General features: G+C 63.3%; 25 protein-coding genes and 1 riboswitch. Of the genes, 23 read left to right on the top strand and 2 right to left on the bottom strand.

The features are described 5' to 3' along the window. Positions 1–32 precede the first annotated feature (32 nt). A complete protein-coding gene (nagB, locus tag HPY55_07620) occupies positions 33–809 on the top strand; it encodes a glucosamine-6-phosphate deaminase (protein ID NPV70494.1) in 777 nt (258 codons plus the stop codon). Positions 810–851: 42 nt separating this feature from the next. Here nagB and HPY55_07615 read toward each other — a convergent pair whose 3' ends face one another. Next, entirely contained in the window at positions 852–1,169 is a 318-nt protein-coding gene (locus tag HPY55_07615) for a hypothetical protein (protein ID NPV70493.1), read from the bottom strand. Between the two features lie 67 nt (positions 1,170–1,236). On the opposite strand from HPY55_07615, the gene HPY55_07610 reads away from it, so the two are divergent. The 10 genes from HPY55_07610 (at position 1,237) to HPY55_07565 (ending at position 11,885) form a co-directional block, all read left to right on the top strand. Beyond that, positions 1,237–2,439 carry a pyridoxal phosphate-dependent aminotransferase gene (locus HPY55_07610; GenBank protein ID NPV70492.1) on the top strand — a complete coding sequence of 401 codons (1,203 nt, stop codon included), beginning with the start codon at positions 1,237–1,239 and terminating at the stop codon, positions 2,437–2,439. A gap of 185 nt (positions 2,440–2,624) precedes the next feature. Then, a riboswitch (FMN riboswitch) is annotated at positions 2,625–2,788 on the top strand. Positions 2,789–2,959: 171 nt separating this feature from the next. Beyond that, positions 2,960–4,084: a bifunctional diaminohydroxyphosphoribosylaminopyrimidine deaminase/5-amino-6-(5-phosphoribosylamino)uracil reductase RibD gene (gene ribD / locus HPY55_07605; GenBank protein ID NPV70491.1), complete on the top strand. Its 1,125-nt coding sequence runs from the start codon at positions 2,960–2,962 to the stop codon at positions 4,082–4,084. Further along, a complete protein-coding gene (locus HPY55_07600; GenBank protein ID NPV70490.1) occupies positions 4,065–4,757 on the top strand; it encodes a riboflavin synthase in 693 nt (230 codons plus the stop codon). The genes ribD and HPY55_07600 overlap by 20 nt, the downstream gene beginning before the upstream one ends. Before the next feature lie 5 nt (positions 4,758–4,762). Beyond that, a complete protein-coding gene (locus HPY55_07595) occupies positions 4,763–6,022 on the top strand; it encodes a bifunctional 3,4-dihydroxy-2-butanone-4-phosphate synthase/GTP cyclohydrolase II (GenBank protein NPV70489.1) in 1,260 nt (419 codons plus the stop codon). A gap of 5 nt (positions 6,023–6,027) precedes the next feature. Beyond that, positions 6,028–6,555 carry a 6,7-dimethyl-8-ribityllumazine synthase gene (locus HPY55_07590; GenBank protein NPV70488.1) on the top strand — a complete coding sequence of 176 codons (528 nt, stop codon included), beginning with the start codon at positions 6,028–6,030 and terminating at the stop codon, positions 6,553–6,555. Positions 6,556–6,862: 307 nt separating this feature from the next. Further along, complete coding sequence (hrcA, locus tag HPY55_07585; GenBank protein ID NPV70487.1) at positions 6,863–7,906, top strand: heat-inducible transcription repressor HrcA; 1,044 nt, start codon at positions 6,863–6,865, stop codon at positions 7,904–7,906. A 115-nt stretch (positions 7,907–8,021) separates the two neighbouring features. Further along, complete coding sequence (locus tag HPY55_07580; protein NPV70486.1) at positions 8,022–9,611, top strand: chaperonin; 1,590 nt, start codon at positions 8,022–8,024, stop codon at positions 9,609–9,611. Then, positions 9,608–9,946: an Hsp70 family protein gene (locus HPY55_07575; protein NPV70485.1), complete on the top strand. Its 339-nt coding sequence runs from the start codon at positions 9,608–9,610 to the stop codon at positions 9,944–9,946. The genes HPY55_07580 and HPY55_07575 overlap by 4 nt, the downstream gene beginning before the upstream one ends. Next, on the top strand, positions 9,939–11,087 hold the full coding sequence (dnaJ, locus tag HPY55_07570) for a molecular chaperone DnaJ (GenBank protein NPV70484.1): 1,149 nt from the start codon (positions 9,939–9,941) through the stop codon (positions 11,085–11,087). The genes HPY55_07575 and dnaJ overlap by 8 nt, the downstream gene beginning before the upstream one ends. A 63-nt stretch (positions 11,088–11,150) precedes the next feature. Next, positions 11,151–11,885, top strand: a complete 735-nt coding sequence (locus HPY55_07565; GenBank protein NPV70483.1) for a 16S rRNA (uracil(1498)-N(3))-methyltransferase — start codon at positions 11,151–11,153, stop codon at positions 11,883–11,885. 34 nt (positions 11,886–11,919) lie between these two features. On the opposite strand, the gene HPY55_07560 is transcribed toward HPY55_07565, so the two are convergent. Continuing rightward, positions 11,920–13,071, bottom strand: a complete 1,152-nt coding sequence (locus tag HPY55_07560) for a DUF362 domain-containing protein (GenBank protein NPV70482.1) — start codon at positions 13,069–13,071, stop codon at positions 11,920–11,922. 190 nt (positions 13,072–13,261) lie between these two features. On the opposite strand from HPY55_07560, the gene HPY55_07555 reads away from it, so the two are divergent. The 12 genes from HPY55_07555 to HPY55_07500 all read left to right on the top strand — a co-directional run bounded on the left by HPY55_07555 (position 13,262) and on the right by HPY55_07500 (position 23,090). Further along, on the top strand, positions 13,262–13,651 hold the full coding sequence (locus HPY55_07555) for a hypothetical protein (GenBank protein NPV70481.1): 390 nt from the start codon (positions 13,262–13,264) through the stop codon (positions 13,649–13,651). Between the two features lie 161 nt (positions 13,652–13,812). After that, positions 13,813–15,243: a MiaB/RimO family radical SAM methylthiotransferase gene (locus HPY55_07550; GenBank protein NPV70480.1), complete on the top strand. Its 1,431-nt coding sequence runs from the start codon at positions 13,813–13,815 to the stop codon at positions 15,241–15,243. 9 nt (positions 15,244–15,252) lie between these two features. Then, positions 15,253–16,362 (top strand): D-alanine--D-alanine ligase, encoded by a 1,110-nt coding sequence (locus tag HPY55_07545; GenBank protein ID NPV70479.1) that lies wholly within the window; start codon positions 15,253–15,255, stop codon positions 16,360–16,362. Positions 16,363–16,502: 140 nt separating this feature from the next. After that, positions 16,503–16,847, top strand: a complete 345-nt coding sequence (locus HPY55_07540) for a histidine triad nucleotide-binding protein (protein NPV70478.1) — start codon at positions 16,503–16,505, stop codon at positions 16,845–16,847. 45 nt (positions 16,848–16,892) lie between these two features. Beyond that, a complete protein-coding gene (locus HPY55_07535) occupies positions 16,893–17,069 on the top strand; it encodes a 30S ribosomal protein S21 (GenBank protein NPV70477.1) in 177 nt (58 codons plus the stop codon). Positions 17,070–17,136: 67 nt separating this feature from the next. Further along, entirely contained in the window at positions 17,137–17,604 is a 468-nt protein-coding gene (locus tag HPY55_07530) for a GatB/YqeY domain-containing protein (GenBank protein ID NPV70476.1), read from the top strand. Positions 17,605–17,673: 69 nt separating this feature from the next. Beyond that, positions 17,674–19,050 (top strand): nodulation protein NfeD, encoded by a 1,377-nt coding sequence (locus HPY55_07525; protein NPV70475.1) that lies wholly within the window; start codon positions 17,674–17,676, stop codon positions 19,048–19,050. A gap of 25 nt (positions 19,051–19,075) precedes the next feature. After that, positions 19,076–20,053 carry a flotillin-like protein FloA gene (gene floA, locus HPY55_07520; protein ID NPV70474.1) on the top strand — a complete coding sequence of 326 codons (978 nt, stop codon included), beginning with the start codon at positions 19,076–19,078 and terminating at the stop codon, positions 20,051–20,053. 9 nt (positions 20,054–20,062) lie between these two features. After that, the gene (locus tag HPY55_07515; GenBank protein ID NPV70473.1) at positions 20,063–20,599 is read left to right on the top strand and encodes a hypothetical protein; all 537 of its coding nucleotides are present in this window, start codon (positions 20,063–20,065) and stop codon (positions 20,597–20,599) included. Continuing rightward, on the top strand, positions 20,568–20,846 hold the full coding sequence (gene yqfC / locus HPY55_07510; GenBank protein NPV70472.1) for a sporulation protein YqfC: 279 nt from the start codon (positions 20,568–20,570) through the stop codon (positions 20,844–20,846). The genes HPY55_07515 and yqfC overlap by 32 nt, the downstream gene beginning before the upstream one ends. 12 nt (positions 20,847–20,858) lie before the next feature. Beyond that, positions 20,859–22,091, top strand: a complete 1,233-nt coding sequence (gene yqfD / locus HPY55_07505; protein NPV70471.1) for a sporulation protein YqfD — start codon at positions 20,859–20,861, stop codon at positions 22,089–22,091. A 105-nt stretch (positions 22,092–22,196) separates the two neighbouring features. Further along, positions 22,197–23,090, top strand: coding sequence for a PhoH family protein (locus tag HPY55_07500; GenBank protein ID NPV70470.1), 894 nt, complete (start codon positions 22,197–22,199; stop codon positions 23,088–23,090).

The raw sequence follows: 23,090 nt of genomic DNA, 5'->3' as shown, positions 1-23,090 counted from the left end.
AGGTCTGTTTGCCTCGACTGGAGAGGACCATGATGAGGGTAATGATCACAGAGTCAGTCGCAGAGATGGATCGGGCGGCAGCGCGCATCATCGAAGAGCGTATCAGGGGGTGCCCGGGCGTTGTTCTCGGGCTTCCGACCGGGAGGACTCCTTCCGGGATGTACCGGGAGGTGGCCAGGCTACACGCCGGCGAGGGGCTGGATTTCTCGAACGTCACCACCTTCAACGTGGATGAGCTGTGCGGTCTTCCACCGGGCGACCCGCGAAGTTTTTCGCAATTCATGCGCAGGCACCTGTTCGATCACGTGAACATCCCCGCCGGGAACATTCATGTCCCCGACGGTTCCGCCGGCAACCTTGTGGAGGCGTGTCGCTCATACGAGGAGGCCATCGAGAAGGCCGGCGGCATTGACCTCCTGGTGCTGGGGATAGGCCTAAACGGTCACATTGGTTTCAATGAACCCGGCACCGAGCTCGGTTCGGTGACCCACGTCGTCCGGCTGTCGGAGACGACCAGGGAGAGACTCTCGGGGTTCACCACTCTCGATGCGGCCCCCGACCGTGGGATTACCATGGGGATCAAGACGATCATGAGGGCGCGGATGATCCTCCTTCTTGCGTGCGGCAGGGTAAAGGCCCGCATTCTGAGGCAAGCCCTATGCGGCCCTGTGACTCCGGACTGTCCTGCTTCCATCCTGCAGATACACCCCGTACTGACGGTAATTGCAGACAGAAACGCGTGGTCGGAGTGCGCTGCCAGTCCAGGTGACCCCTGCCTGGGCGAGTCGGATCGAGCCGCGCTCTCGTGAAGGAGCGCGCGGATCTGATGATAGACGCCGGTCAACCTCGGTTCAGCCGAACTTGCCGCGGCGCTCGCCAGCCAGGGGATCGTGGGCGCGGCCGGCCATGCGGATGCGACGTTCGCGGATGTCGCGGCGGCTGTGACTGCGGGGTTCAGTCACGTTACTCACGCGTTCAACGCCATGCGCGAGTTTCATCACCGTGAACCAGGATTGGCCGGTGAACCTCGCTGTCCGTAGTATGGCGGAGCTCGTGGGCGTGCCCCCGCGGGATGCCATCTCGATGGCTGCCGCCACGCCTGCCAGGATCACCGGGCGTGTCGTTTCTGCGCCCGGTCCCGTGAGAATGCGAAAACTCCCCCTTGACATTTCCAACCTCCATAATGATTACTAGATAAAACAGGACTAAACAGACTGTCCGGCTGTTAAGGGGAGGTTGAGGACGTTGCTCTCAAAACGCCAGTCGCGGCTCGGAACGGAAACCGCATTCGAAGTACTAGCCAAAGCAAAGGCCCTCGAACAGAAAGGCAAACACATCGTCCATCTCGAAATCGGCGAACCGGACTTCGACACGCCCACTTTCATCAAGGAAGCCGCCGTCAAGGCGCTTCACGACGGTTTCACACATTACGGCCCTGCTCAGGGACTTCCAGTACTGCGCGAGGCGTGCGCCGAGTACCTCAGCAACTCGAGGGGCGTGACGTTCGGCCCCGACGACATCGTGGTCACCCCGGGGGCGAAGCCGATCCTGTTCTTCAGCATCCTCGCGCTCGTGGACCCGGGCGACGAGGTGATTTACCCCGATCCCGGATTCCCGATCTACGAGTCGATGATTAACTACGCCGGCGGAAGGCCGGTCCCGCTCACACTGCGCGAGGAGAACGAGTTCCGCCTCGACGTCAGCGAGCTCAAGACCAAGGTCAGCGACAAGACCAAGCTGATTATCCTCAACTACCCGCACAACCCCACGGGTAGCATGCTGACTCAGGAGGACCTCAAGGGTATAGCGGAGACTGTGGACGGCCGCGACCTCATGGTCCTCTGCGATGAGGTGTACTGCCGGATCCTTTACGACGGCGCGTTCAGCAGCCTCGCGTCGCTGCCGGGCATGAAGGAGAAGATCATCCTGCTCGACGGTTTCTCCAAGACCTACGCAATGACCGGGTGGCGGCTCGGATACGCCGCCGCGCGGCAGGACCTGGTTCAGCAGATCACCAGGCTGATGGTCAACTCCAACTCGTGCACGGCGTCGTTCATCCAGGTGGCGGGCGCCGCGGCCTTGCGCGGACCCCAGGACAGCGTGATGCAAATGGTCGGGGAGTTCAGGAGGAGAAGGGACTTCATAGTTGCCGAGCTCAACGAGCTCCCAGGCATATCGTGCGTCATGCCCAGGGGCGCGTTCTATGTGTTCCCGAGCGTCAAAGACACCGGAATTCCAAGCAAAGAGTTTGCTGACCTGCTCCTGAACGAGGCGGGCGTGGCAGCCCTCGCAGGCACGTCGTTCGGGCGCTGCGGCGAAGGTTATCTCAGGATGTCGTACGCCAACTCATTGGAGAACCTCCGCGACGCGATGGGCAGAATGAGGGATTTCCTGGACCGGCATGCGAGCCCGGCCGTAAACCGTTCCGGCACATCTTGATCGGCCACCCTGATTATGGGGCGGCCGGTGGGTCGAACCAGTTCTCGGTCTGAAGACCTCGTGCAAGTACTGGGTGACAGCGTGATGGAACCTGGCAACCACTCTTGACGCGGACTTTGCGGATACACCCCTTGCAAAGGGTGCTGGAGTCGTTTTAGAATTAAGCAACCGGTTGTCATACGATGAATATCCTTCGGGGCAGGGTGAGAGAGTTCCGTCTCGCGCGAGGCGGGACGATCGATTCCCGACCGGCGGTAATGCCGAGAGGCTAGCCCGCGAACCACGTGTCAGTGGCCGACCTGGTGCGATTCCAGGGCCGACGGTAAAGTCCGGATGGGAGAAGGGCGCAGTGAGCGTTCCGGTTGCCTTTGCGTCAGGCGAGCCCCGGGGAAGACCCCCGGGGCTTTAGTTTGTCGTGCGCCCGGCGGGGTAACGCCGGCCGGTGTTAACGTCGGCACCGGCTTCGGGGCACACTGCAGACAAGGAGGCGAAACCCCGTGGGAGACCCCAGGGGCGGCGCATGAAGGGGCAGCACCTTGACGAGTATTACATGCGGCAGGCACTCGACCTGGCCGCAAAGGCGCGGGGGGATACCAGCCCAAACCCCATGGTGGGCGCCCTGGTCGTACGCGACGGAGTGGTCGTGGGAAGCGGCTACCACGAGCGGGCGGGAACGCCCCACGCCGAGATTCACGCCCTGAGGGCTGCGGGCGAGATGGCGAAGGGGGCTACGCTCTACGTCACGCTCGAGCCCTGCTGCCACCATGGAAGAACGCCCCCCTGCGTGGACAGCGTAATCGCCGCAGGTATCAAGCGAGTGGTCGCTGCCATGGTCGACCCCAACCCTAAAGTAGCGGGGAACGGCCTGGATAGCCTTCGCCGGGCGGGGATCGAGGTGACGGTGGGAGTGCTGGCGGGGCAGGCCGCCAGGCTCAACGAGGTGTTCGTCAAGCACATCACCACGGGACTACCATTCGTCCTCCTGAAAATGGCCATGACCATGGACGGCAAGATCGCCACGCGCACGGGGGACTCACGCTGGATAACGGGCGAAGAAGCGAGGCGGCGCGTCCACCAGTTGCGGAGGGAGTACGATGCGGTTCTGGTCGGCGTAGGGACGGTACTGGAGGACGACCCGCGGCTCACGGTGAGGCTGGTGGATGGGCGGGATCCCGCCCGAGTGGTCCTGGACGCCCATGCGCGGACCCCTCCCACCGCCAGGATAGTGCGCAATGACTCGCGGGCGCCTGCGATCATCGTTGCCGGAGAACGCGCGCCTGAGAGCAGGGTCCGAGACCTCAGGGCCTGCGGCGCGGAGGTCTGGATCCTGCCCGAAAGCAGGGGGAGGATCGTCTGGCGACGCCTGCTCGAGGAGCTGGGGCGCAGGGAGTTGCCCAGCCTCCTTATAGAGGGGGGCGCCGAGGTGGCCGCCAGCGCCCTGGCATCCAGGATCGTGGATAAGGTGGCGTTTTTCATGGCCCCGAAGATCGCCGGAGGCCGGACTGCCCCCGGACCGGTCGGGGGGCCGGGAATACTCCGGATGGCGGACGCCTTGCCCGTGTCCGGAGTCGATGTCCAGAGGGTTGGGGATGACATTCTAATTGAAGGATACCTGGAGGTGGCGCATGTTCACGGGTCTCGTTGAAGAACTGGGAACAGTCAAGTCGGTTGAGAGACGTGGGGACTCGCTCGCTCTGGTGGTGAGTTGCCGCACTGTGCTGGGCGGGACGCGGATCGGAGACAGTATCGCCGTGAACGGGGTCTGCCTGACGGTGACCGGTATCGGGCCGGATTACTTCAGAGCCGACATCATGCCCGAAACGCTGAGAAAGACATCGCTGGCAGAGGCGATGCCCGGCAACCGGGTGAACCTCGAACGCCCTCTATCCCTGGGGGGGCGCCTGGGCGGTCACCTGGTAAGTGGCCACATCGACGCGGTCGGGGTGATAAAGCGCAAGACGCACGAGGGTAACGCCATCGTCCTGGAGATCGCGTCCCCTGCCGAACTCAAGGGATACGTTGTTCCAAAGGGATCCGTCGCAGTGGATGGGGTTAGCCTGACGGTTGTGTCCAGGACGGCGGGCGGTTTCGTCGTCTCCCTCATCTCTCACACCGCGAAGGCAACGACGCTCGGCTCGAAGATCCCCGGTGACAGGGTGAATCTAGAGGCCGACATGATAGCGAAGTACGTCGCAATGCTCCTCCAGCAGTACAGCGCCCCCATAAAAGGTAACCCGGCTGGAGATGGTGATGATGGCGGCACCCGCGGCATTGACGTGGAGTTCCTCAGCGAGCACGGCTTCTCCTCCGGGAGGTGACGGCAATGAACCGGCCAACTGACGGGCAGCTCGACAGCCCATTCGCAACGATAGAAGAGGGCATCAAGGACCTGCAGGACGGGGGGATGCTGGTCGTGGTGGACGACGAGGAGAGGGAGAACGAAGGGGACGTCGTCATGGCAGCCGAGAAGGTCACCCCCGAAGCGGTGAACTTCATGGTCCGGTTCGGAAGGGGGCTCGTTTGCCTCCCCATGACGGGGGAGCGGCTGGACGAGCTGCAGATCCCGCCGATGCTGAACTATGGCAGCGACCACATGGGTACAGCGTTCACCGTATCAATAGATGCCCGCCACGGAATAACCACGGGGATATCCGCGTTCGAGAGGGCGCACACCATTCGCGTTGCGATAGACCCGAAAACCAGGCCCGAGGATATAGTGAGGCCCGGCCACATCTTCCCGCTGAGGGCGAAGGAAGGAGGAGTGCTGAGGAGGCCCGGCCATACGGAGGCGGCAGTCGACCTTTCGCGGCTCGCCGGGCTGTACCCTGCGGGTGTGATATGCGAAATCATGAGGGAAGACGGCACCATGGCCCGGCTGCCCGACCTGGTCGAATTTGCGCAGAAGCACGGTTTGAAGATCATCACCATCGAGAGCCTGATCAGGTACAGGCTGAGGACCGAGCGCCTGGTGGAGAGAGTCGCCGAAGCTGAGCTTCCGACGCAGTACGGGAGATTCAGGGTGGTCGGTTACAGGGGAAAACTCCGCGACGAGGGGTATGTCGCCCTCGTCAGGGGAGACATCCATCCGGACAGGGACGTGCTCGTCAGGGTACATTCCGAATGCCTGACGGGTGATGTGTTCGGTTCGCTCCGGTGCGACTGCGGGGAACAGCTCCACAGGGCGCTAGCCATGATCGAGGAAGAAGGCTGCGGGGTGTTCCTGTACATGCCGCAGGAAGGCCGGGGCATCGGGCTGCTCAACAAGCTGCGGGCCTACGCCCTGCAGGACCAGGGCAAGGACACGGTTGAGGCCAACGAGGCGCTCGGATTCCCTGCGGACCTGAGGGACTACGGCATGGGAGCCCAGATCCTCGCCGACCTCGGCGTGAGAAGGATCCGGCTCCTCACCAACAACCCGCGCAAGTTCACCGGCCTGGCAGGGTACGGGCTGGAAATCGTCGAGCGCGTCCCGATAGAGATACAGCCCAACGAGGTAAACGCGCGGTATCTCGAAACCAAGAGGACCAGAATGGGTCACTACCTCGGAGGACGGCCGGGCCGGTGTAGCTGCCCCCATGGTTGATGTGGATGGTTGACGTGGCGGAGGATAAGCGGAAAACTACGGCGGGATCGCCAGGGAGGAATGCACACGTGGCTACAGTGATTGAAGGAAACCTGCTTGCGACTGGCCTTCGTTTCGGAATCGCGATCAGCAGGTTTAACGAGTTCATCAGCACAAAATTGCTCGACGGCGCGCTGGACGCCCTGAAACGCCATGGCGCACGGGACGAGGACATCGAGATCGCCTGGGTCCCCGGGGCTTTCGAAATACCGCTTGTTGCCAAAAAACTGGCCGAGAGCGGCAGGTTCTCAGCCGTCTTGTGCCTAGGCGCGGTGATACGGGGCGCCACACCCCATTTCGAGTACGTGGCGGCCGAGTCGGCGAAGGGGGTGGCTGCGGCAGGCCTGGCGACCGGAGTCCCCGTGATTTACGGGATCATCACGGCGGACAATCTAGAACAGGCAATTGAGCGCGCCGGTACAAAAGCCGGTAACAAGGGCTGGGACGCAGCTGTCGCAGGCATCGAAATGGCAAACCTGGTCAAGAACGTCTAGAAGAAGCTCAGGCCAGCAGCAGTATGCGCCGCGCCGGCTACACTCCGGGTGATGTCACCGTGCCCAACCGGCGGTCCACACGGTGACAGGGCGCCCATCCGCTTCTGCTTGACGGACTCAGCCGCAGCGTATGAGTAAAGTTAAGGCACAACGCGGCGATCGCGCGACGCTGCGGCCTTTCCTTGACACGCAAGCCCTGCTGATGGTAATTTCATTAGTAGAACCTTAGCACTCCCCGTCCACGAGTGCTAATGGTACCGGCCCCACGAATTCGATAGGCGCCGGCGCCAAAAGGGAAGGTGCAGGGATGCTGGACGATAGAAAGATGCGGGTTCTTCGCGCAGTCGTCGAGGATTACGTCTCGACGGTGGAGCCTGTGGGGTCCCGTACTATCGCCCGCAAGTACAGCCTGGGGGTCAGTCCTGCCACTATTCGCAATGAGATGGCCGACCTCGAGGAAATGGGCTATCTGGAACAACCCCACACGTCCTCAGGTCGCGTTCCGTCCGACCTCGGATACCGCTACTATGTCGACTGGTTGATGCCGCAGGCGGACCTGTCCTCCGCGGTCATCGAGAACATCCACCGGGTGCTCGAGGAGAAGACCAGGGAGATACAGGCCCTCATCCAGCAGACGGTAAAGGTCCTGTCGGACACGACCAGATATCTTGCATTCGTCCTGGGCCCCCAGCTCGACAACGCCAGGCTCCACCGGCTGAGCATCGTGCCGCTGATGGAAGGGTCGGCGCTCCTCGTGCTGGTGACCGACACGGGGTTCGTCCAGACCTCGGTCATCGACAGGCCGGCAGGCCTTGCCGATGAGGAGATCCACGGGTTGTACGAGGCCCTCAGCGAGCGGCTCCGCGGCGTTCCGGTAGACCTGTGCGCCGACGAAGCGGTTAAGGTCATGAACAGGGAGCTCTCGGCCTACAAGTCCGTAATGCGCGAAGCCCTCGATGTCCTGAGGTCGTTTGTTGACGATGACCCCGACGAGAGGGTGTACGTGGGGGGCACGTCGAGGTTGTTCGAGCAGCCGGAGTTCCGCGACGTGGATAAGGCCCGCGCGGTGCTGGGGATGCTGGAGCATGACCAGACGGTCCGCGAGCTCGTCAACTCACGCGTCACTGGGCAACTCAACGATGGTTCGGTTATGGTTTCCATCGGCGGTGAGACAGGGGTCAAGGAGATAGAGGACTGCAGCCTTGTGGGCACTGTGCTGGCGGTCGGGGGGCGCAGCGTGGGTAAGATCGCGGTGCTGGGGCCTCGCAGGATGGAGTACGCCCGCGTAATCGCGATCGTCAAGCACGTTCAGTCCAAACTCAGCGAGGCTTTGAGCAAAGGAGCGGGATAGGCCCTGGATTGACCCCGCCGCCGGAGATGGCGGCGTTTTCCGTGAATACCGTCTTTAAGGAAGCGCGGCGGCTCTCCTTAACCGGGGGGCCGCGGCATGTCAAAGGGAGGCACTTATGACGCTGAAGCAGGTTTCTTCGAGCTCCGAGATCGACGAACGGTTGGCGGCTCTGCTCACGAACTCGAGTGCGGTCAGGGCGATCGCTTCCGCAGTGGAAGGCACCATAGGCCCCAAGGGCCTGGACAGCATGCTGGTCGACCGATTTGGAGAGGTCGTCATAACAAATGACGGCATAACCATCCTGACCAAAATGGACGTCAACCACCCCGCTGCCAGGATGGTCATAAACACTGCGAGGGCGCAGGAAGAGGCGGTCGGCGACGGGACCACGACGGCGACTATCATGGCGGGCGCCCTCCTCGCGGAAGGGGTCAACCAGGCCATCAAGGGAGTACCTGTCACACGAATCATCGAAGGCGTCAGGGCCGGCGTGACGCGCGCCGTGGAGTGCATGAAGGCCAAATCGAGGAAGGTCAAGGGAGTCAAGGACCCGATCCTCGAGAGGGTAGCGCTGATAGCCGGCCGCGAGAACAGGGACATCGCCAATCTGGTCGTGCGCGCCGCCCGCATGGTAGGCGGCGAAAAGCTCAGGGAACCTACCTTCAAGCTGTCGGATACGATCGTCTCGGTTGAAGGCGCCGATAACGAGGTGTTCATGGGCGTTATCGTGGAACGGGACAGGGTGAACAAGCAGATGCCGCGCCAGGTCTCGCCCGCGAAGGTGCTCGTCGTGGACGACGCGCTCGAACCCGAGGAAATGGAGGAAGAGGCGCTCGGCACCGAAGCGGGTTTCGCCCGCTACCTCGAACTGCAGGAAGAGTTCAAGGCGAACGTCTCCAAGGTCATCGGTATGGGCGTGAACGTGGTCCTCGTCGACCGCGGCATCAGCGACGTCGCAGAGGAGATGCTCACCGACGCCGGGGTTATGGTGGTCCAGCGCGTGGCCTCGAAAGACCTCCGGCAGGCCGAGGAACACACCGGCGCGAGGCCTGTCAAGCGTACCGGCCTCAAGAAGGAGATCTCGGAGATCGAGAGGTATCTCGGGGCCGCCGACAGGGTGTACGAGGATGAGAAGCTCGAGCACATCCGCATCGTCGGTGGCAAGGGCAAGCCCATGGCGACGATCGTGGTTGGGGCTGCTACCGAGGAGGTCGTCGGTGAGAGGGAGCGCATGGCACAGGACGCTGCGGCTGCTGTCCAGGCGGCCGTGAAGGGCGGGGTCGTGCCCGGGGGCGGGGCGATGGAGATCGCGGTTGCGCGCGAGATCGACCAGCTCCGCGCCAGCATGAAGGGGATGGCGGCGTACGGCGTGGCGTGCGTGGCTGAGGCACTCAAGAAACCGCTGTCGCAGATAGTCGCCAACGCCGGTTTCAACCCGCTGGAGAAGGTGGGTGACGTGGTCGCCGCCCAGGTGGAACGCGGCAAGGACTCACTGGCTGTCGACTGCGACACTGGCGAGGTTGCGGACATGTACGACCTCGGAGTCGTCGACCCGACGCTCGTGAAAACCCACGCGCTCAAGGCCGCGGGCGAGATTGCCGAGGCGATCCTGAGGATAGATACTATAATAAAGAAACGGGACGAAAGCGGCGCCGCGAAGGAGGCCGTAGCCGAGCAAATGGAGTCGGGGGATCCAGACTTTTGATAGCGGCTGACGGCGGTCTGCGCGACCCCGCCCGTGTATTTCTGGAGGGCGAACTGCGGATGTCAGGGGACTCCCCAACGGGCCTCGCCTGTGTCATATTGGAGATGATAGTCGCGGAATTCCGTCAACGACACGGGGTTGACCTGAGATCCGACCCGGTCGCCCTGGCGAAAGCGCTGGCCTCGTGCGCGCGCGCCGCCCGGGATCTGGAGCGGTGGCAGGTCGTGAACGTAAGCGTCCCGTTCATTCTGATTGACGGTTCCAATCCGCGTCACCTGGACGTGACACTCACCAGGGAAGAAGTCCTGGCAAAGGCGGGTGGAGAGACTGGCTAAGAAGGATTATTACGAGGTTCTCGGGGTCCCCCGCGATGCCTCGCAGGATGACATAAAGAAAGCCTACAGGCAGCTTGCCAAGAAATATCACCCGGACGCCAACCCGAACGACCCGTCCGCCCAGGACCGATTCAAGGAGATCAATGAGGCGTACGAGATCCTGAGCGATCCCGGCAAGCGGGCCAACTACGACAGGTTCGGGCACGTGCGGCCGGGGGCGGAGGGGCCCGGTGGGTATGGCGATTACGATTTCGGTCCGTTCGGGAGCCCGTTCGGCGGGGGGTTCGGTGGCGGAATCGGCGACATATTCGACATGTTCTTCGGCGGCGGCCGGGGCGAGGCGCAGAGGCGCGGTCCCGCGCGGGGCGCCGATCTCCAGTTTGACCTGACCATCAGCCTCGAGGAGGCTGCAGCCGGCGGTGAGAAGGACGTCGAGGTGACAGGCTGGGAGCCGTGCAAGACGTGCGGAGGCTCGGGGGCCAAGCCGGGGACGAGGACTGTGACGTGTCGTACCTGCGGAGGCACAGGCCACGTGCAGACGGTGCAGGATACGCTGCTCGGCCGGATCATGACGTCACGCACATGCGACTACTGCAGGGGGACCGGACAGGTGATTGAGACCCCGTGCCCCGAATGCAGGGGAAGAGGCCGCGAGCGGCGCAAGCGCGTCGTCACCGTGAAGATCCCACCCGGGGTGGACACCGGCCTGCGGCTCCGGCTGGCCGGAGAGGGCGAACCCGGAGAGCGCGGTGGCCCGCGGGGCGACCTGTACGTCAATGTCACGGTCAGACCCCACAACGTGTTCGAGAGGCGTGGTTCGGACCTGCACGTGGACGCGTCCATAGGATTTACGCAGGCCGCGCTCGGTGACGAGATAGAGGTGCCCACACTGGACGGGAAGTCATCACTCAAGATACCGGAGGGCACTCAGCCCGGGACCGTGTTCCGCCTGCGCGGAAAGGGGATGCCGAACCTCCGCGGGTCGGGAAGGGGCGACCTGCACGTGCACGTCACGGTACAGGTCCCAACGAGACTCAGCGACAAGGAGCGGGAACTCCTGGTGCAGTTCGCGCGGCTGCAGGCCGAGAGCCGCAAGGACAGGGGTTTCTTCGGGAAGATGAAAGACGCCTTCGGGATGTGAGACGCCATCGGCCTTCACAGGGTTTTCGTCGATCCGGACCAGTTCTCGGATGACCGCGTAACCGTGCACGGCCCTGATGCCCTCCACATGCTCAGGGTGCTGAGGATGTCGGAGGGCGACGCATTTGTTGCGCTGGATGGGAGCGGCACTGCATGGGTTGCCGAGATTGTATCGTGTAACCTGCCTGAAGCCGCGCGTGGCAGGCGAGGTCATCCGGGCGAAGGGGCGAGCGTCACCGGCAGAATCACGGGAGAAGCCGGCCTCGCGCCGGAGCCGTCCTGTAAAGTGACCCTCTACCAGTCAATCCCGAAGGGTGACAAGATGGAGTTCATCATCCAGAAGTGCACCGAGGTTGGAGTGCACTCGATAGTCCCCGTCGTGAGCGAGCGAACTGTAGTCCATCTTGGAGACCGCGTGGAGAACAGGGTGGAGCGCTGGCGGAGGATCGCGCGGGAGGCGGCGGAGCAGTGTGGCCGTCGCGTGATTCCCGAGGTTGCCGGGGTCTCAGCTCTCGGCGACGTAACGCCCGGACCCGGCTCGGCCCTGTTCATACTGTGGGAGAACGCGGGCGGCGAGCGGAGGCTGCTCGAAGCCCTCGACATGGATTCGAGGGACTCGGGGGGTGGGCGGGTAGGCGTCGTCGTCGGGCCGGAGGGCGGGCTGTCCGATCGCGAGGTCGACTCGCTGCGGGCCCGCGGGGGGATCTGCGTGTCGCTCGGACCGCGCACCCTTCGTACGGAGACGGCGGGCATGATAGCGACGGCGCTTATCCTGTCGCACTACGGTGACCTCGGGTAGCCAGGGCATCCCGGAACCTCAGGAGGCCCCTCGGCTAGAATCGCTGCATGATCCTGGACAACAACGGCCTGCGAACGTCAACGGCGCCGTGCGGGCACATCTCCTCGCAGCAATAACAGCGTACGCACAGTGAATGGTCGATCACCGGCGGGCAACCGTCACCGGCGCCAGAAATCGCGCGGGCGGGGCAAACCTCCACGCAAACCGAGCACTTGCGGCACCTTTCCGCGGCGATGTCCGGGATCTCAGTGAGGTGACGCTTGAGCCACGCGGAAAGCGGCCTTCGCCGTCCGGAGTCCGCCATCCGGTCATCCCCGCGGCGCGAGGGTTTCTTGAAATCCCTCACGCGGGCCTCGTCCAGTGTCAATCCCCGCAGGTCGATCTCGCCGGCTATGGCCGGGCCAAGCCCTGCCTCCGCCGCGGCGGCTATGGTCGTCACCTCCGAGGGGTCCATCCCCGCAATCTCACTGGCGACCACATCCGCGGCGTAAGGACTCACGGCCGCGATCACCACCCCTGCCTCGCGTGGCTTTCCCCACCTAGGGCCGTTGCCTTCCATAGCGACGACCGCGTCGACCAGCGTCAGCGCGGGCCGGACCGCCTCGCACAGGTCGACGAGCATCGCGCTGAACACCCCGGTGTCCTGCATGCGAACGTGGGACTGCGCCTTGCGCAATCCCGGGACACAGCCGAACACGTTCTTCACGGCGCACGAGAGCCCCGTGAGGCGGTGGGTCTTGAGCTTGGGAAGGTTGATGACCACGTCAGCCTCGGCCACCTCACGTGCCACGAGGAACTTCTTGCAGACGCGGCCATCCGGGTGACGTATCTCGACCGGGTCGTTGAACGACCCCAGCGCGACCCCCAATTCCCTGCAGACGTCCGCTACACCGGAGCCCTCCGCCGCCTGCGCGCAGCTCCCCCAACCCGGGGAGTCGCCGGCCACGATGTGCGGGGTGAACTGCTTCAGTACCTCGAGCACGGAGCGGACGAATTCTGGATGCGTCGTCACCGCGCGAGCGGGGAGTGAGGGCCCGAGCAGGTTCGGTTTCACCAGCACCCTCGAGCCTCTCAAGCCGGAAGCGGCCTGTGCGGACACGAGCCCGTCGAACGAGGCCGCTACGGCCGCGGATATCTCCTTGCGGTCGTATGTGCGGCACCGGTTCACCCATACAGGTTCCGCCATACCGGATGGCACCTCCAATCGCTGGACCCGTCGTCCACCAGTCTAACAGAATCCTCGCGGCGTCCTCAAGCACGCGGCTGCCTACCCTGCTGCCACCAGGCTGCGGTTCGAACACAATCCCTGTGGTTTACATATTCTATACCAGCGCGGTGTTAAACTCAGGCATGTCTTGAAGGAAGGGGTGAAACCGGTGAACGAGGATTCGAAGGCGCTGGCGGAGATCTGCAGCGAACCGTGGTGCGACGATGATGGGCAGATTGTCGTCGAATACGAGTGTGACGAGTCTGTCAACATCGCGAGCAATGTGAAGAAAACAGCGATCAAAGTCGGCTGGCTCATCCTGTTCGCGTCCGATGGTGACAGGATCAAGATTAAAGTATTCCAGGAAGGAAAGCTAATAGCGAAGCTGCGCGCCAAGAAAGTCGTGATCCCGATCAACAAGGTCTGCGCGATTCTCTTTAATGGTGAAGTCGACGATGACCGCCACGACCACGATCACCATGACCACGATCACGATCATCATGACGATGACCACGACAAAGACGGTCACGGCCGCCGTGGCCGCAAAGACGACGATTAGTCTCGCAGACCACTCTCGCTCCCTCTATTTGGGAGCCCCGAAAATACGGGGCTTTTCTTCTTTGATCCGTTGTCGAAAGGAGTTCACTAGAAGCGGCGTTGAATTGGCAAGCATAGCATCAGGATTCCGGTTACGGGGAGTTGACGGGGACGGCGCGCGCCATGATGGATACAGGCGGGACGGCCGCGACAGGCGGGGCAGGTAACACGGGCCGGACAGTAGCCTTCGTTACGCTGGGGTGTAAGGCCAACCAGTACGACACGGCCGCCATGACGGCGGCATTCAGGCGTCACGGCTATGAGGTCGCCGACCCTGGAGCAGTTGCCGACGTATACGTGATAAACACGTGCGCCGTAACCGGCCGAAGCCAGGCGAAGTCGAGGCAGGCTGCGATAAAGGCGAGGAGACTGAACCCGTCCGCTGTCGTGGTGGTCTCGGGGTGTTACCCCCAGGTGGCGCCGGGTGAGGCCGGATCGCTGCCGGAGGTGGACATCGTGGCGGGAGCGGCGCACCGCGCGGACCTGCCGCGATACGTCGACGAATTCCTGGCGACCGGGGCACGGATGAGCTGCGTCGACAGGGCGTGGTCGTGCCGCGATTTCGAGGAGGCCGGCGCCGTCGAGTTCCAGGGGCGTACCAGGGCATTCGTCAAGATCGAAGACGGATGCGAGCAGTTCTGTTCGTACTGTATCGTGCCATTCGCGCGGGGGCCGGTTCGAAGCAGGCGACCTGGGCCGGTCCTCGACGAGGTGAGGAGGCTGGCCGCGGCCGGCTACAAGGAGATCGTACTGACAGGTATTCATCTGGGCGAATACGGTAAGGACCTCCGGCAGCAGAATGCGGGGGACGGCCGCTCGGACGGCGGGTCCGGCGGCCATGCTGCCGCTACACCGGGCCCATTGACCCTCGCAGGGATGGTCCGGCTCATCCACGACGTCGAGGGCGTCGAGCGGATAAGGCTGAGCTCGGTGGAGCCGATGGACATAACCCCGGAACTCGTGGGGGAGATGGGGCGTCCGAAGGTGTGCCCGCACCTGCACGTCCCGCTTCAGAGCGGGTCGGACAGGATACTCGAAGCGATGAACCGCGGGTACACCGCCCTGGAGTTCATCCGGCTCTCGGATGAGCTCAGGAGCAGCATACCGGGTCTCGGATTCACGACCGACGTCATGGTGGGCTTCCCCGGCGAAACGGACGCCGACTTCGACCTCACCTGTGACGTCGTAAAGACGGCTGGTTTCAGCCGCCTGCACGTGTTCCCGTTCTCCGCAAGGCCCGGCACCGCCGCCGCGCGTATGGGCGGCCAGGTCCCGAGGGCCGTGAAGGAACGGCGCGCACGTTCGCTCATAAAGATAGGTAAGGATCTCTCGCTGAGATTCCACGAGGCCATGGTGGGATCGAGGGTTACGGTCCTCGTGGAAGAGGGCGGTGAGGACCGGTACGCGGCGCTGGAGGGATTGACGGGCAACTACGTTCGAGTATGGTTCGACGGTCCCGGGACCCTGAAAGGGGAAATCGTGACGGTCGAAATCACAGGGGCTACCGCCTCGGGTGTCAGAGGCGTCCTCGTCGACGACGCGCATGGAGGTTGAGTACACAGGATGATCGGGAAGGTACGCGTGGGTCTCATTTTCGGGGGCAGGTCCGGCGAGCACGAGGTATCGCTCATGTCCGCGGCCTCGGTATTCAAGTTCATCGACCGCGACAGGTTCGAGGTCGTGCCCATCGGTATCAGCAAGCAAGGCAAGTGGGTCCTGGCCGGCGACGCTATAAGGATGCTCCAGCGCGGGGTTGTTGAGAACGACGACGGGGTATCCGTGGCGCTCGTGCCCGAACCGAACAGGAATAGCCTCGTGCGCGTTGATGGTGCCCCGTTCGAGGCGGCCGGCAGTATCGACGTGGTCTTCCCGATGCTTCACGGTACCTACGGTGAGGACGGTACGATCCAGGGCTTGCTGGACCTCGCGGACATTCCCTACGTCGGCAGTGGTGTCCTGGCCTCAGCTGCCGGAATGGACAAGGACGTGATGAAGAGGCTGTTCAGGGAGAAAGGCCTTCCGGTCGTGAAGCACCGCGTGCTCATGAGGCACGAGTTCGAGGCAGACCCCGAAGCCGTCGTGCGGTCGCTTCTCGAGTCATTCCGCCCGCCCCTATTCGTGAAGCCGGCCAACCTGGGTTCCAGCGTCGGCGTGACCAAGGTCAAACATGCCGCTGACCTGGAGGAAGCCCTTGGGAAGGCCTGTCAGTATGACAGGAAGGTCCTGGTGGAGGAGGGCGTGGAGAATGCCCGCGAGATCGAATGCGCGGTGCTGGGCAATGACGACCCAGTTGCGTCGCCGCCGGGGGAGATAGTCCCATCACGGGAATTCTACGACTATACCGCCAAGTATCTCGACCCCGATACTCAACTGATCGTCCCCGCGGATCTGCCGGACGCCGTTGTGAAGGGTATTCAGAGGATTTCGATAGAGGCATTCAGGTGTATAGATGCGGCGGGACTCGCCAGAGTCGACTTCTTCGTCGAGCGCGACTCGAACAGGATCTGGCTCAACGAGATCAACACGCTCCCCGGGTTCACCAGCGTGAGCATGTATCCGAAGATGATACAGGCGACCGGGATTTCGTACACTGAACTGGTAACAAGGCTTATCGATCTCGCCATCGAGCGACACGCAGACCGGTCGCGGCGCGTGACGACATACAGGCCCTGACGGCGCCGGCGCCTGGAACGACCAGCGGTTTTTCAGCATCCCGCTGGAAAAGGAATTGCCGCGGCCCATGTAGAATAAATTCGCTCCGTACCAAGAAGCTTAACCGTTAAGCATTGTACGCTCGGGGGGAGGTGACGCCGCTGGCCGACTGTCCTTTCTGTAGAATTGTGAGAAAGGAAGCCCCAGCCGAGGTCCTGTACGAAGACGACCGGGTTGTCGCGTTCAGGGACCGTAGCCCCCAGGCGCCGGTGCACTACCTGGTTGTTCCCAGGAAGCACATCCCTTCTCTAGCTGATACGAACGGTGTTGACAAGGACCTACTGGGGCACACCATGATGGTGGTAAACAAGGTTGCCGGGATGACCGGCATCAGTGAGAAGGGGTTCAGGTTGGTAGTGAACTGTAAGAGACAGGGTGGACAGACGGTATCTCACCTCCATCTGCACGTGCTGGGCGGCCGCCAGATGACCTGGCCACCAGGCTAGCAGCGGGACGTACCAGCGAATGCCGGGTCGGAGGGAGGGAGATTTGTGGCTGAAATTAAGGTTGGGAAGAACGAGACCCTCGACGCTGCCCTCAGGAGATTTAAGAGGCAGTGCCAGAAGGCCGGCGTGCTGGCCGAGGTCCGCAGGCGCGAGCACTACGAGAAGCCCAGTGTAAAGCGCAAGAAGAAGTCCGAGGCGGCCCGGAAGCGGAAGTACCGTTAAGTAGATCGAAGACCGGAGACCCCATCCGGTCTATCTGTTCAATGGGCGCACTTGAAGAGGGATCACAGTGAGCATCAAGGACAGGCTGATGGAAGACATGAAGGCGGCGATGAAGGCGCGCGAGGAGGGTAAGACCAGGCTTTCCGTCATTAGACTAGCGCGCGCCGCCATCAAGAACGCCGAAGTCGACCAGATGAAGCAGCTCGACGACGCCGGCGTCATACCGGTGCTCGCCCGCGAGGTAAAACAGCGGCGCGACGCCATCGCCGAATACAGGAACCTGGGCAGGCAGGATGCCGTCGAGGCCCTGGAAGAAGAGATCGCCATCCTGATGGAGTACCTCCCCGAGCAGTTGTCGGAGGATGACGTGAGGAAGACCGCCGAGGAGGCCATCCGCGAGGTCGGCGCCAGGGGACCGGCCGACCTCGGCAAGGTGATGGGGGTACTCATGCCGAAGGTCCGCGGTAAGGCGGACGGCAGGCTCGTCAATCAGGTGGTCAGGTCTTTGCTGGAGGACGTGGGCAAGAACGGTTGACCGCGCAGCCATCATCGCCGGGACCTGGCCTGTGGTCGGGTCCCATTTAGTTCATGGGGAGGCCTTGAGATGAGGAGGTTTGCGCTGGGCATAGCGCTCGCTGCGGCGTTCGCGATGGCGGCCGGCGCTTTCGCTGCGGCGTTTCCGGAGGCCGCTGAGCAGCCGAATCCGCAGGTGTACGTGGTGGAACTGAACGGCGCCGTCGAACAGGCGCTCGCGCGATACGTGACCAGGGTGTTCGATACCGCGGAGAGGGAGAAGGCCGCCGCGGTTATCGTGGAGATATCGACGCCGGGCGGGCGGATCGATTCCGCCATTGCCATCAAGGACAGGATCGTGCGGTCGCCCGTGAAGACCATAGCGTACGTCAGGGACCACGCGTGGTCGGCGGGGGCCCTGATAACCCTGTCGGCGGAGAAGGTGGCCATGGCCCCGGGGTCGAGCATCGGTTCCGCGGAACCCAGGCCCCTCGATGAAAAAGTGTTGTCGGCGTGGCGGGCGGAGCTGGAGTCGACGGCCGAACGGCGCCGCAGGGACCCGAAGCTCGCCGCCGGAATGGCCGACGCCGGAATCGAGATCCCCGGCGTCAAGGAAAAGGGGAAGCTCCTGAACCTGACATGGAAGCGCGCGCTGGAGCTCGGCATCTCCGACGCGACTGCCGCCGACCGCGACGAGGTGCTCGCGTCCTTTGGGCTCCAGGGGGCGAGGGTCGTCACGGAGCGGCAGACGCCGGCCGAGAGACTGGCGAGGTTCGTGAGTAACCCCATCGTGGCGCCGGTGATCCTCACCATTGGATTCCTCGGCATGGTTGTCGAGGCGATGACGCCAGGCTTCGGCATTCCAGGATTGGTCGGGCTTTCGGCGTTCGCACTGTACTTCGGTGGGCAAGCGGCTGCGGGCGCGGCGGGATGGGAGGTCGCGGCCCTGTTCCTCCTGGGTGTTCTCCTGTTGACTGTGGAGGCGTTCATGCCCGGTTTCGGCGTATTCGGTTTCAGCGGGATCGCCAGCATGATCCTGAGCATATACTTCGCCATCGCGCGGAGCGGGCAGGGGATCGAGATGCTCCTCATAGCGGTGGCCGCCAGCGCCCTCGCATTGCTCGTGGCGGTGAGGTTCGGCCTAAGGCGGGGCATCTGGCGGAGGCTGACCCTCGCGTCCACGCTCAGCGGGACTTCGGCCAGGGGACCGGGAGAACCCGGCCAGGTCCCCGAATCGCTGGCCGGAAAGACAGGCATAGCGCTGACCCACCTCAGGCCCGCGGGCGTGGTGGAGATCGATGGGATGCGGGTCGACGTGATCACCAGGGGCGAGTTCATCGACCGCGGGCAGACGGTGTACGTGTTGGAGGATTCCGGCGGGACGGTCGTGGTCACGTTCGGAGACGGACAACGGGATGATACCCCCGGCAAACCGGGCAGGATTCGGGCAAGCTATCCAAGGAGGTAGATGAGTAGTGGCGGCGTTGCTTTCCATGTTGATAGTGATCGCGATAGCGTTCATCGGCCTCTCGCTCATTTTCAGCTTCGTTCCCCTGGGCCTCTATATCTCGGCGCGCGCGGCGGGCGTCAGGATAGACCTCGTGACCCTTATAGGCATGAGACTCCGCAGGGTCCCGCCGGCGAAGATCATCACGCCGCTGATCAAGGCCATCAAGGGGGGAATCGACGTCAACGTGAACAGCCTCGAGGCGCACTTCCTCGCGGGCGGTAACGTCGACAGGGTGGTCAACGCGTTGATCGCGGCGCAGAGAGCGGAAATCCCGCTCGGGTTCGAACGGGCCGCCGCGATAGACCTGGCCGGGCGCGACGTGCTTCAAGCGGTGCAGATGAGCGTCAACCCGAGGGTCATCGAGACGCCCACGGTGGCGGCCGTGGCGAAGGACGGCATCGAGCTCAAGGCGAAGGCGCGCGTGACGGTCCGCGCAAACATCGACCGCCTGGTCGGCGGCGCCGGCGAGGAAACGGTCATAGCCAGGGTCGGTGAGGGCATCGTCACGACCATCGGTTCGTCGACTAGCCACAAGGAAGTGCTCGAGAACCCCGACAGCATATCTCGAACCGTGTTGAACAAGGGGCTGGATGCGGGCACGGCGTTCGAGATTCTGTCCATCGACATCGCGGACGTCGACGTCGGCGACAACATAGGCGCGCGGCTCGAGACCGACCGCGCCGAGGCCGACAAGCGCATCGCCCAGGCCAAGGCCGAGGAAAGGCGCGCGATGGCCATCGCGCACGAGCAGGAGATGATAGCCCTCGTGCAGGAGCAGAGGGCCAAAGTGGTCGAGGCGGAGGCCGAGGTACCCAGAGCGCTGGCGGAGGCGCTACGGGAGGGCAACCTCGGCGTGCTCGACTACTACCAGATGCAGAACATCATGGCGGACACGCATATGAGAAACGCGATATCCAAGGCAGGCCCGAGGCCCGAGAGCCAGGGCATCGACAAGAAGTAGGTGGCGGGCATGGAACCGTTGGCGATTCTCGCGTTCATCCTGATATGGCTTTTCAGCTCAGCGGCTGCGAACAGGGGACGTGGTGGCCGCGATCCGCGCAGGCCCTCGCAGAGGCCGCGTGGCGAGTGGCCCCCAATGCCCGGTTGGCCCCCTGGCGGCCCCGCCCAGCGCCGCGCGCCCGCGCAGGTCGACGGCCGGGAGCAGCCGGGGCCGGCGCCTGATCTGATCGAGACCGCACCGCCCGAGCCCGGGATCCTGCAGGCGCTGGATGCTGCCGAACTCCCGCTGGTCCGCACGGGGGCGGCCCGCGACCAGGCCGGCGCCACACCCCAGCTGGCCTCGGCGACGGCCGGCGAGGGTGGCGGCCTCGCGTTCGAGTTCCTCGGCCCGGACAGGATGGTCTCCGCGATCGTCCTGTCGGAGATAATCGGGCCTCCAAGGTGCCGCCGTCCCGCGTCAAGATTCTTCGCCGCTCCCTGCCGGAATAGACATTATTCCGGAGGGGGACGGGAGGGTGGAGCGGAAAGGGGGACGGATAAGGAATAGGATCGCCGGCGCGCTCGAACTGCCCGGCGATGTCGTGCTGGACCTGCCCCGTATAACCCTCATCGGGAACGTGGAAATGAGCGTGGAGAACCACAGGGGCCTGATCGAGTACTCACCCGAGTGTGTGGTGATCGGCTTTGGAGAAGGCCAGATAACCATAAGGGGCGAGGAACTGAAGATCGGCAGCATCGTTCCCGACGAGATTACGTTGACCGGCCGGATATGCTCTATCGGCCTTGAGGGGTAAGGTGCGGCCGGCATGATAGCCTTTAAGGCGTGGCGCCTGGTTTCAGGCTACGTGACCATCGAGATCAGGGGGCGGGTGATCGAACGCTTCGTCAACCTGGCGATGCGCAACGGGGTCACGCTTTCGAACCTGCGCCGCGGGCCTGAGTCGCTGGTAGCCGACGTCAGCGCCCGCGGCTTTCGCATTCTCAGGCGGGTTGCCAGGAAGACCCGGTGCAGCATACGCATCAGGAAGAAGCACGGCTTGCCGTTCTTCCTGAAGAGGTGGCGTGGCCGGCACGCCTTCATTGCCGGACTGCTGGTGTGCGCCGTTGTGATATGGCTGGTGTCCTCGCGCGTGTGGTTCATCGAGGTTGCGGGCGCGGGTAGCGACGAGGCCGGCCGCGAGGTGCTCCGCGCCGCCGCGGAATGCGGGCTGAAGGTGGGTGTGCCCGTTTCGAGGCTCGATTCCAGGGAAATCGAACTCGGGATACTCTCGAGGGTCGATCACGTTTCATGGGTGAGGTTGAGGTTCCAGGGCACAAGGGTTATCATCGATGTAATAGAGAAGACGCTGCCCCCTGCGCCGGTGGACGACCCGAATACCCCCGCCAACATAGTCGCGCGCGTCGGTGGGACCGTGGCCAGGGTTCTCGTGTTCATGGGGGAGCCCGCAGTTAAAGAAGGGGACAGCGTCGTGGCCGGACAGGTGCTCATCGAGGGCAGGCTGAAGGGCCCCCCTGCGCCGGCGCCGCCCACCCCGCCGGGCGCTCCGCCGCCCCCGCCGAAGACGATCGACAGGGCGGTGCGGGCACGTGGCCAGGTCATGGCCAGGGTCACGAGGTCGGTTGAGGTTACAGAAGAGTACGCACAGCGGGTAAAGGAGCGAAGCGGTAAGACGTATACGCGGGGTGTCATCAGGATCGCGGGTAGGGACATAATATGGAAGGGGAGAAAGCCCGTGCCTTTCGCCGAGCACGAGAAGGCATCCAGGGTGACCCCCTTGATCTGGAGGAATATACCCCTACCTGTCGAACGCATTACTGAAACCTATTACGAAATAGTCCCGCGAAGAATTGAATTGGGCCGCGAGGAGGCGAGGCTTTCCGCGAGAGACAAGGCTCTCTCCGCGGTGAGGCTCGAACTCCCGCAGGACGCGGACGTGGTCGATGTTTCTGCCGAATCACACGAAGGAGATTCGGCAGTAAGTGTCAGGGTGTCGATTACGACACTCGAGGACATCGGCGTTTCCGCCCTGATGAGGTAGCAGGAGGCAGATTATTTGGATAACGAGACGGCCACGAGGAAGCTGGTCGTTGACACAAACGAAGAGGCCCTCAACGTGTTTGGACAGTACGACGAGCACCTTTCCATGATCGAGAAGGCGTTCAAGGTCAGGGTCGCCACACGCGGAAACGAGATCACCCTCAGCGGGCCCCCCGAGGAGGTGGAGTCCGCTTCCAAAGTCATCGAGCAGGTAATGCGCATGGCGAAAAGGGGTTCGGTCTCGCCCCAGCAGGTGCGCTACGTCATGGACACATCGAGGACAGGCTCCATAGAGAAGGTGGCGGAGCTTGCCGACGGCGCTATAATCATCACGGCCAGGGGGAAGCAGATAAAGCCCCGTACGCTGGGGCAAAGGCAATACATCCAGGCGATCCGCGATAACGCGCTCGTGTTCGGCATCGGCCCTGCCGGCACCGGCAAGACGTACCTCGCGGTTTCCATGGCGGTGGCCGCGTTCCGGAACAGGGATTTCAGCAGGATCGTGCTCACGAGACCTGCGGTGGAGGCCGGTGAGAGGCTCGGGTTTCTCCCGGGCACCCTCGAGGAGAAGGTGAACCCGTATCTGAGGCCGCTTTACGATGCGCTTTTCGACGTACTCGGCGTGGACACTTTCGAGAAGTACATGTCGCGGGGGCTCATCGAGGTCGCGCCGCTCGCTTACATGAGAGGCAGGACGCTCGACGACTCGTTCGTCATCCTCGATGAGGCGCAGAACTCGACCCCCGAACAGATGAAGATGTTTCTGACGAGGCTCGGGATAGGCTCCAAGGCCGTGGTGACGGGCGACATTACCCAGGTCGACCTGCCCAAAGGAACCGAGTCCGGCCTCGAACACGTCAGGCAGGTGCTGAAGGGAGTAGATGGCATCAGGTTCGTGTACCTTTCCGACCAGGACGTCGTCCGCCACGAACTGGTGCAGAAGATAGTCCAGGCGTACGAGAGGTTTGAGAAGAGACAGACAGCCGGGGAGGGGTCGTAG

Source organism: Bacillota bacterium (genome assembly GCA_013178305.1).
Taxonomy (GTDB): domain Bacteria; phylum Bacillota; class Sulfobacillia; order JABLXB01; family JABLXB01; genus JABLXB01.
Note: the sequence above shows the minus strand (reverse complement) of the source record. Positions and strands in the feature narration are given on the sequence as shown.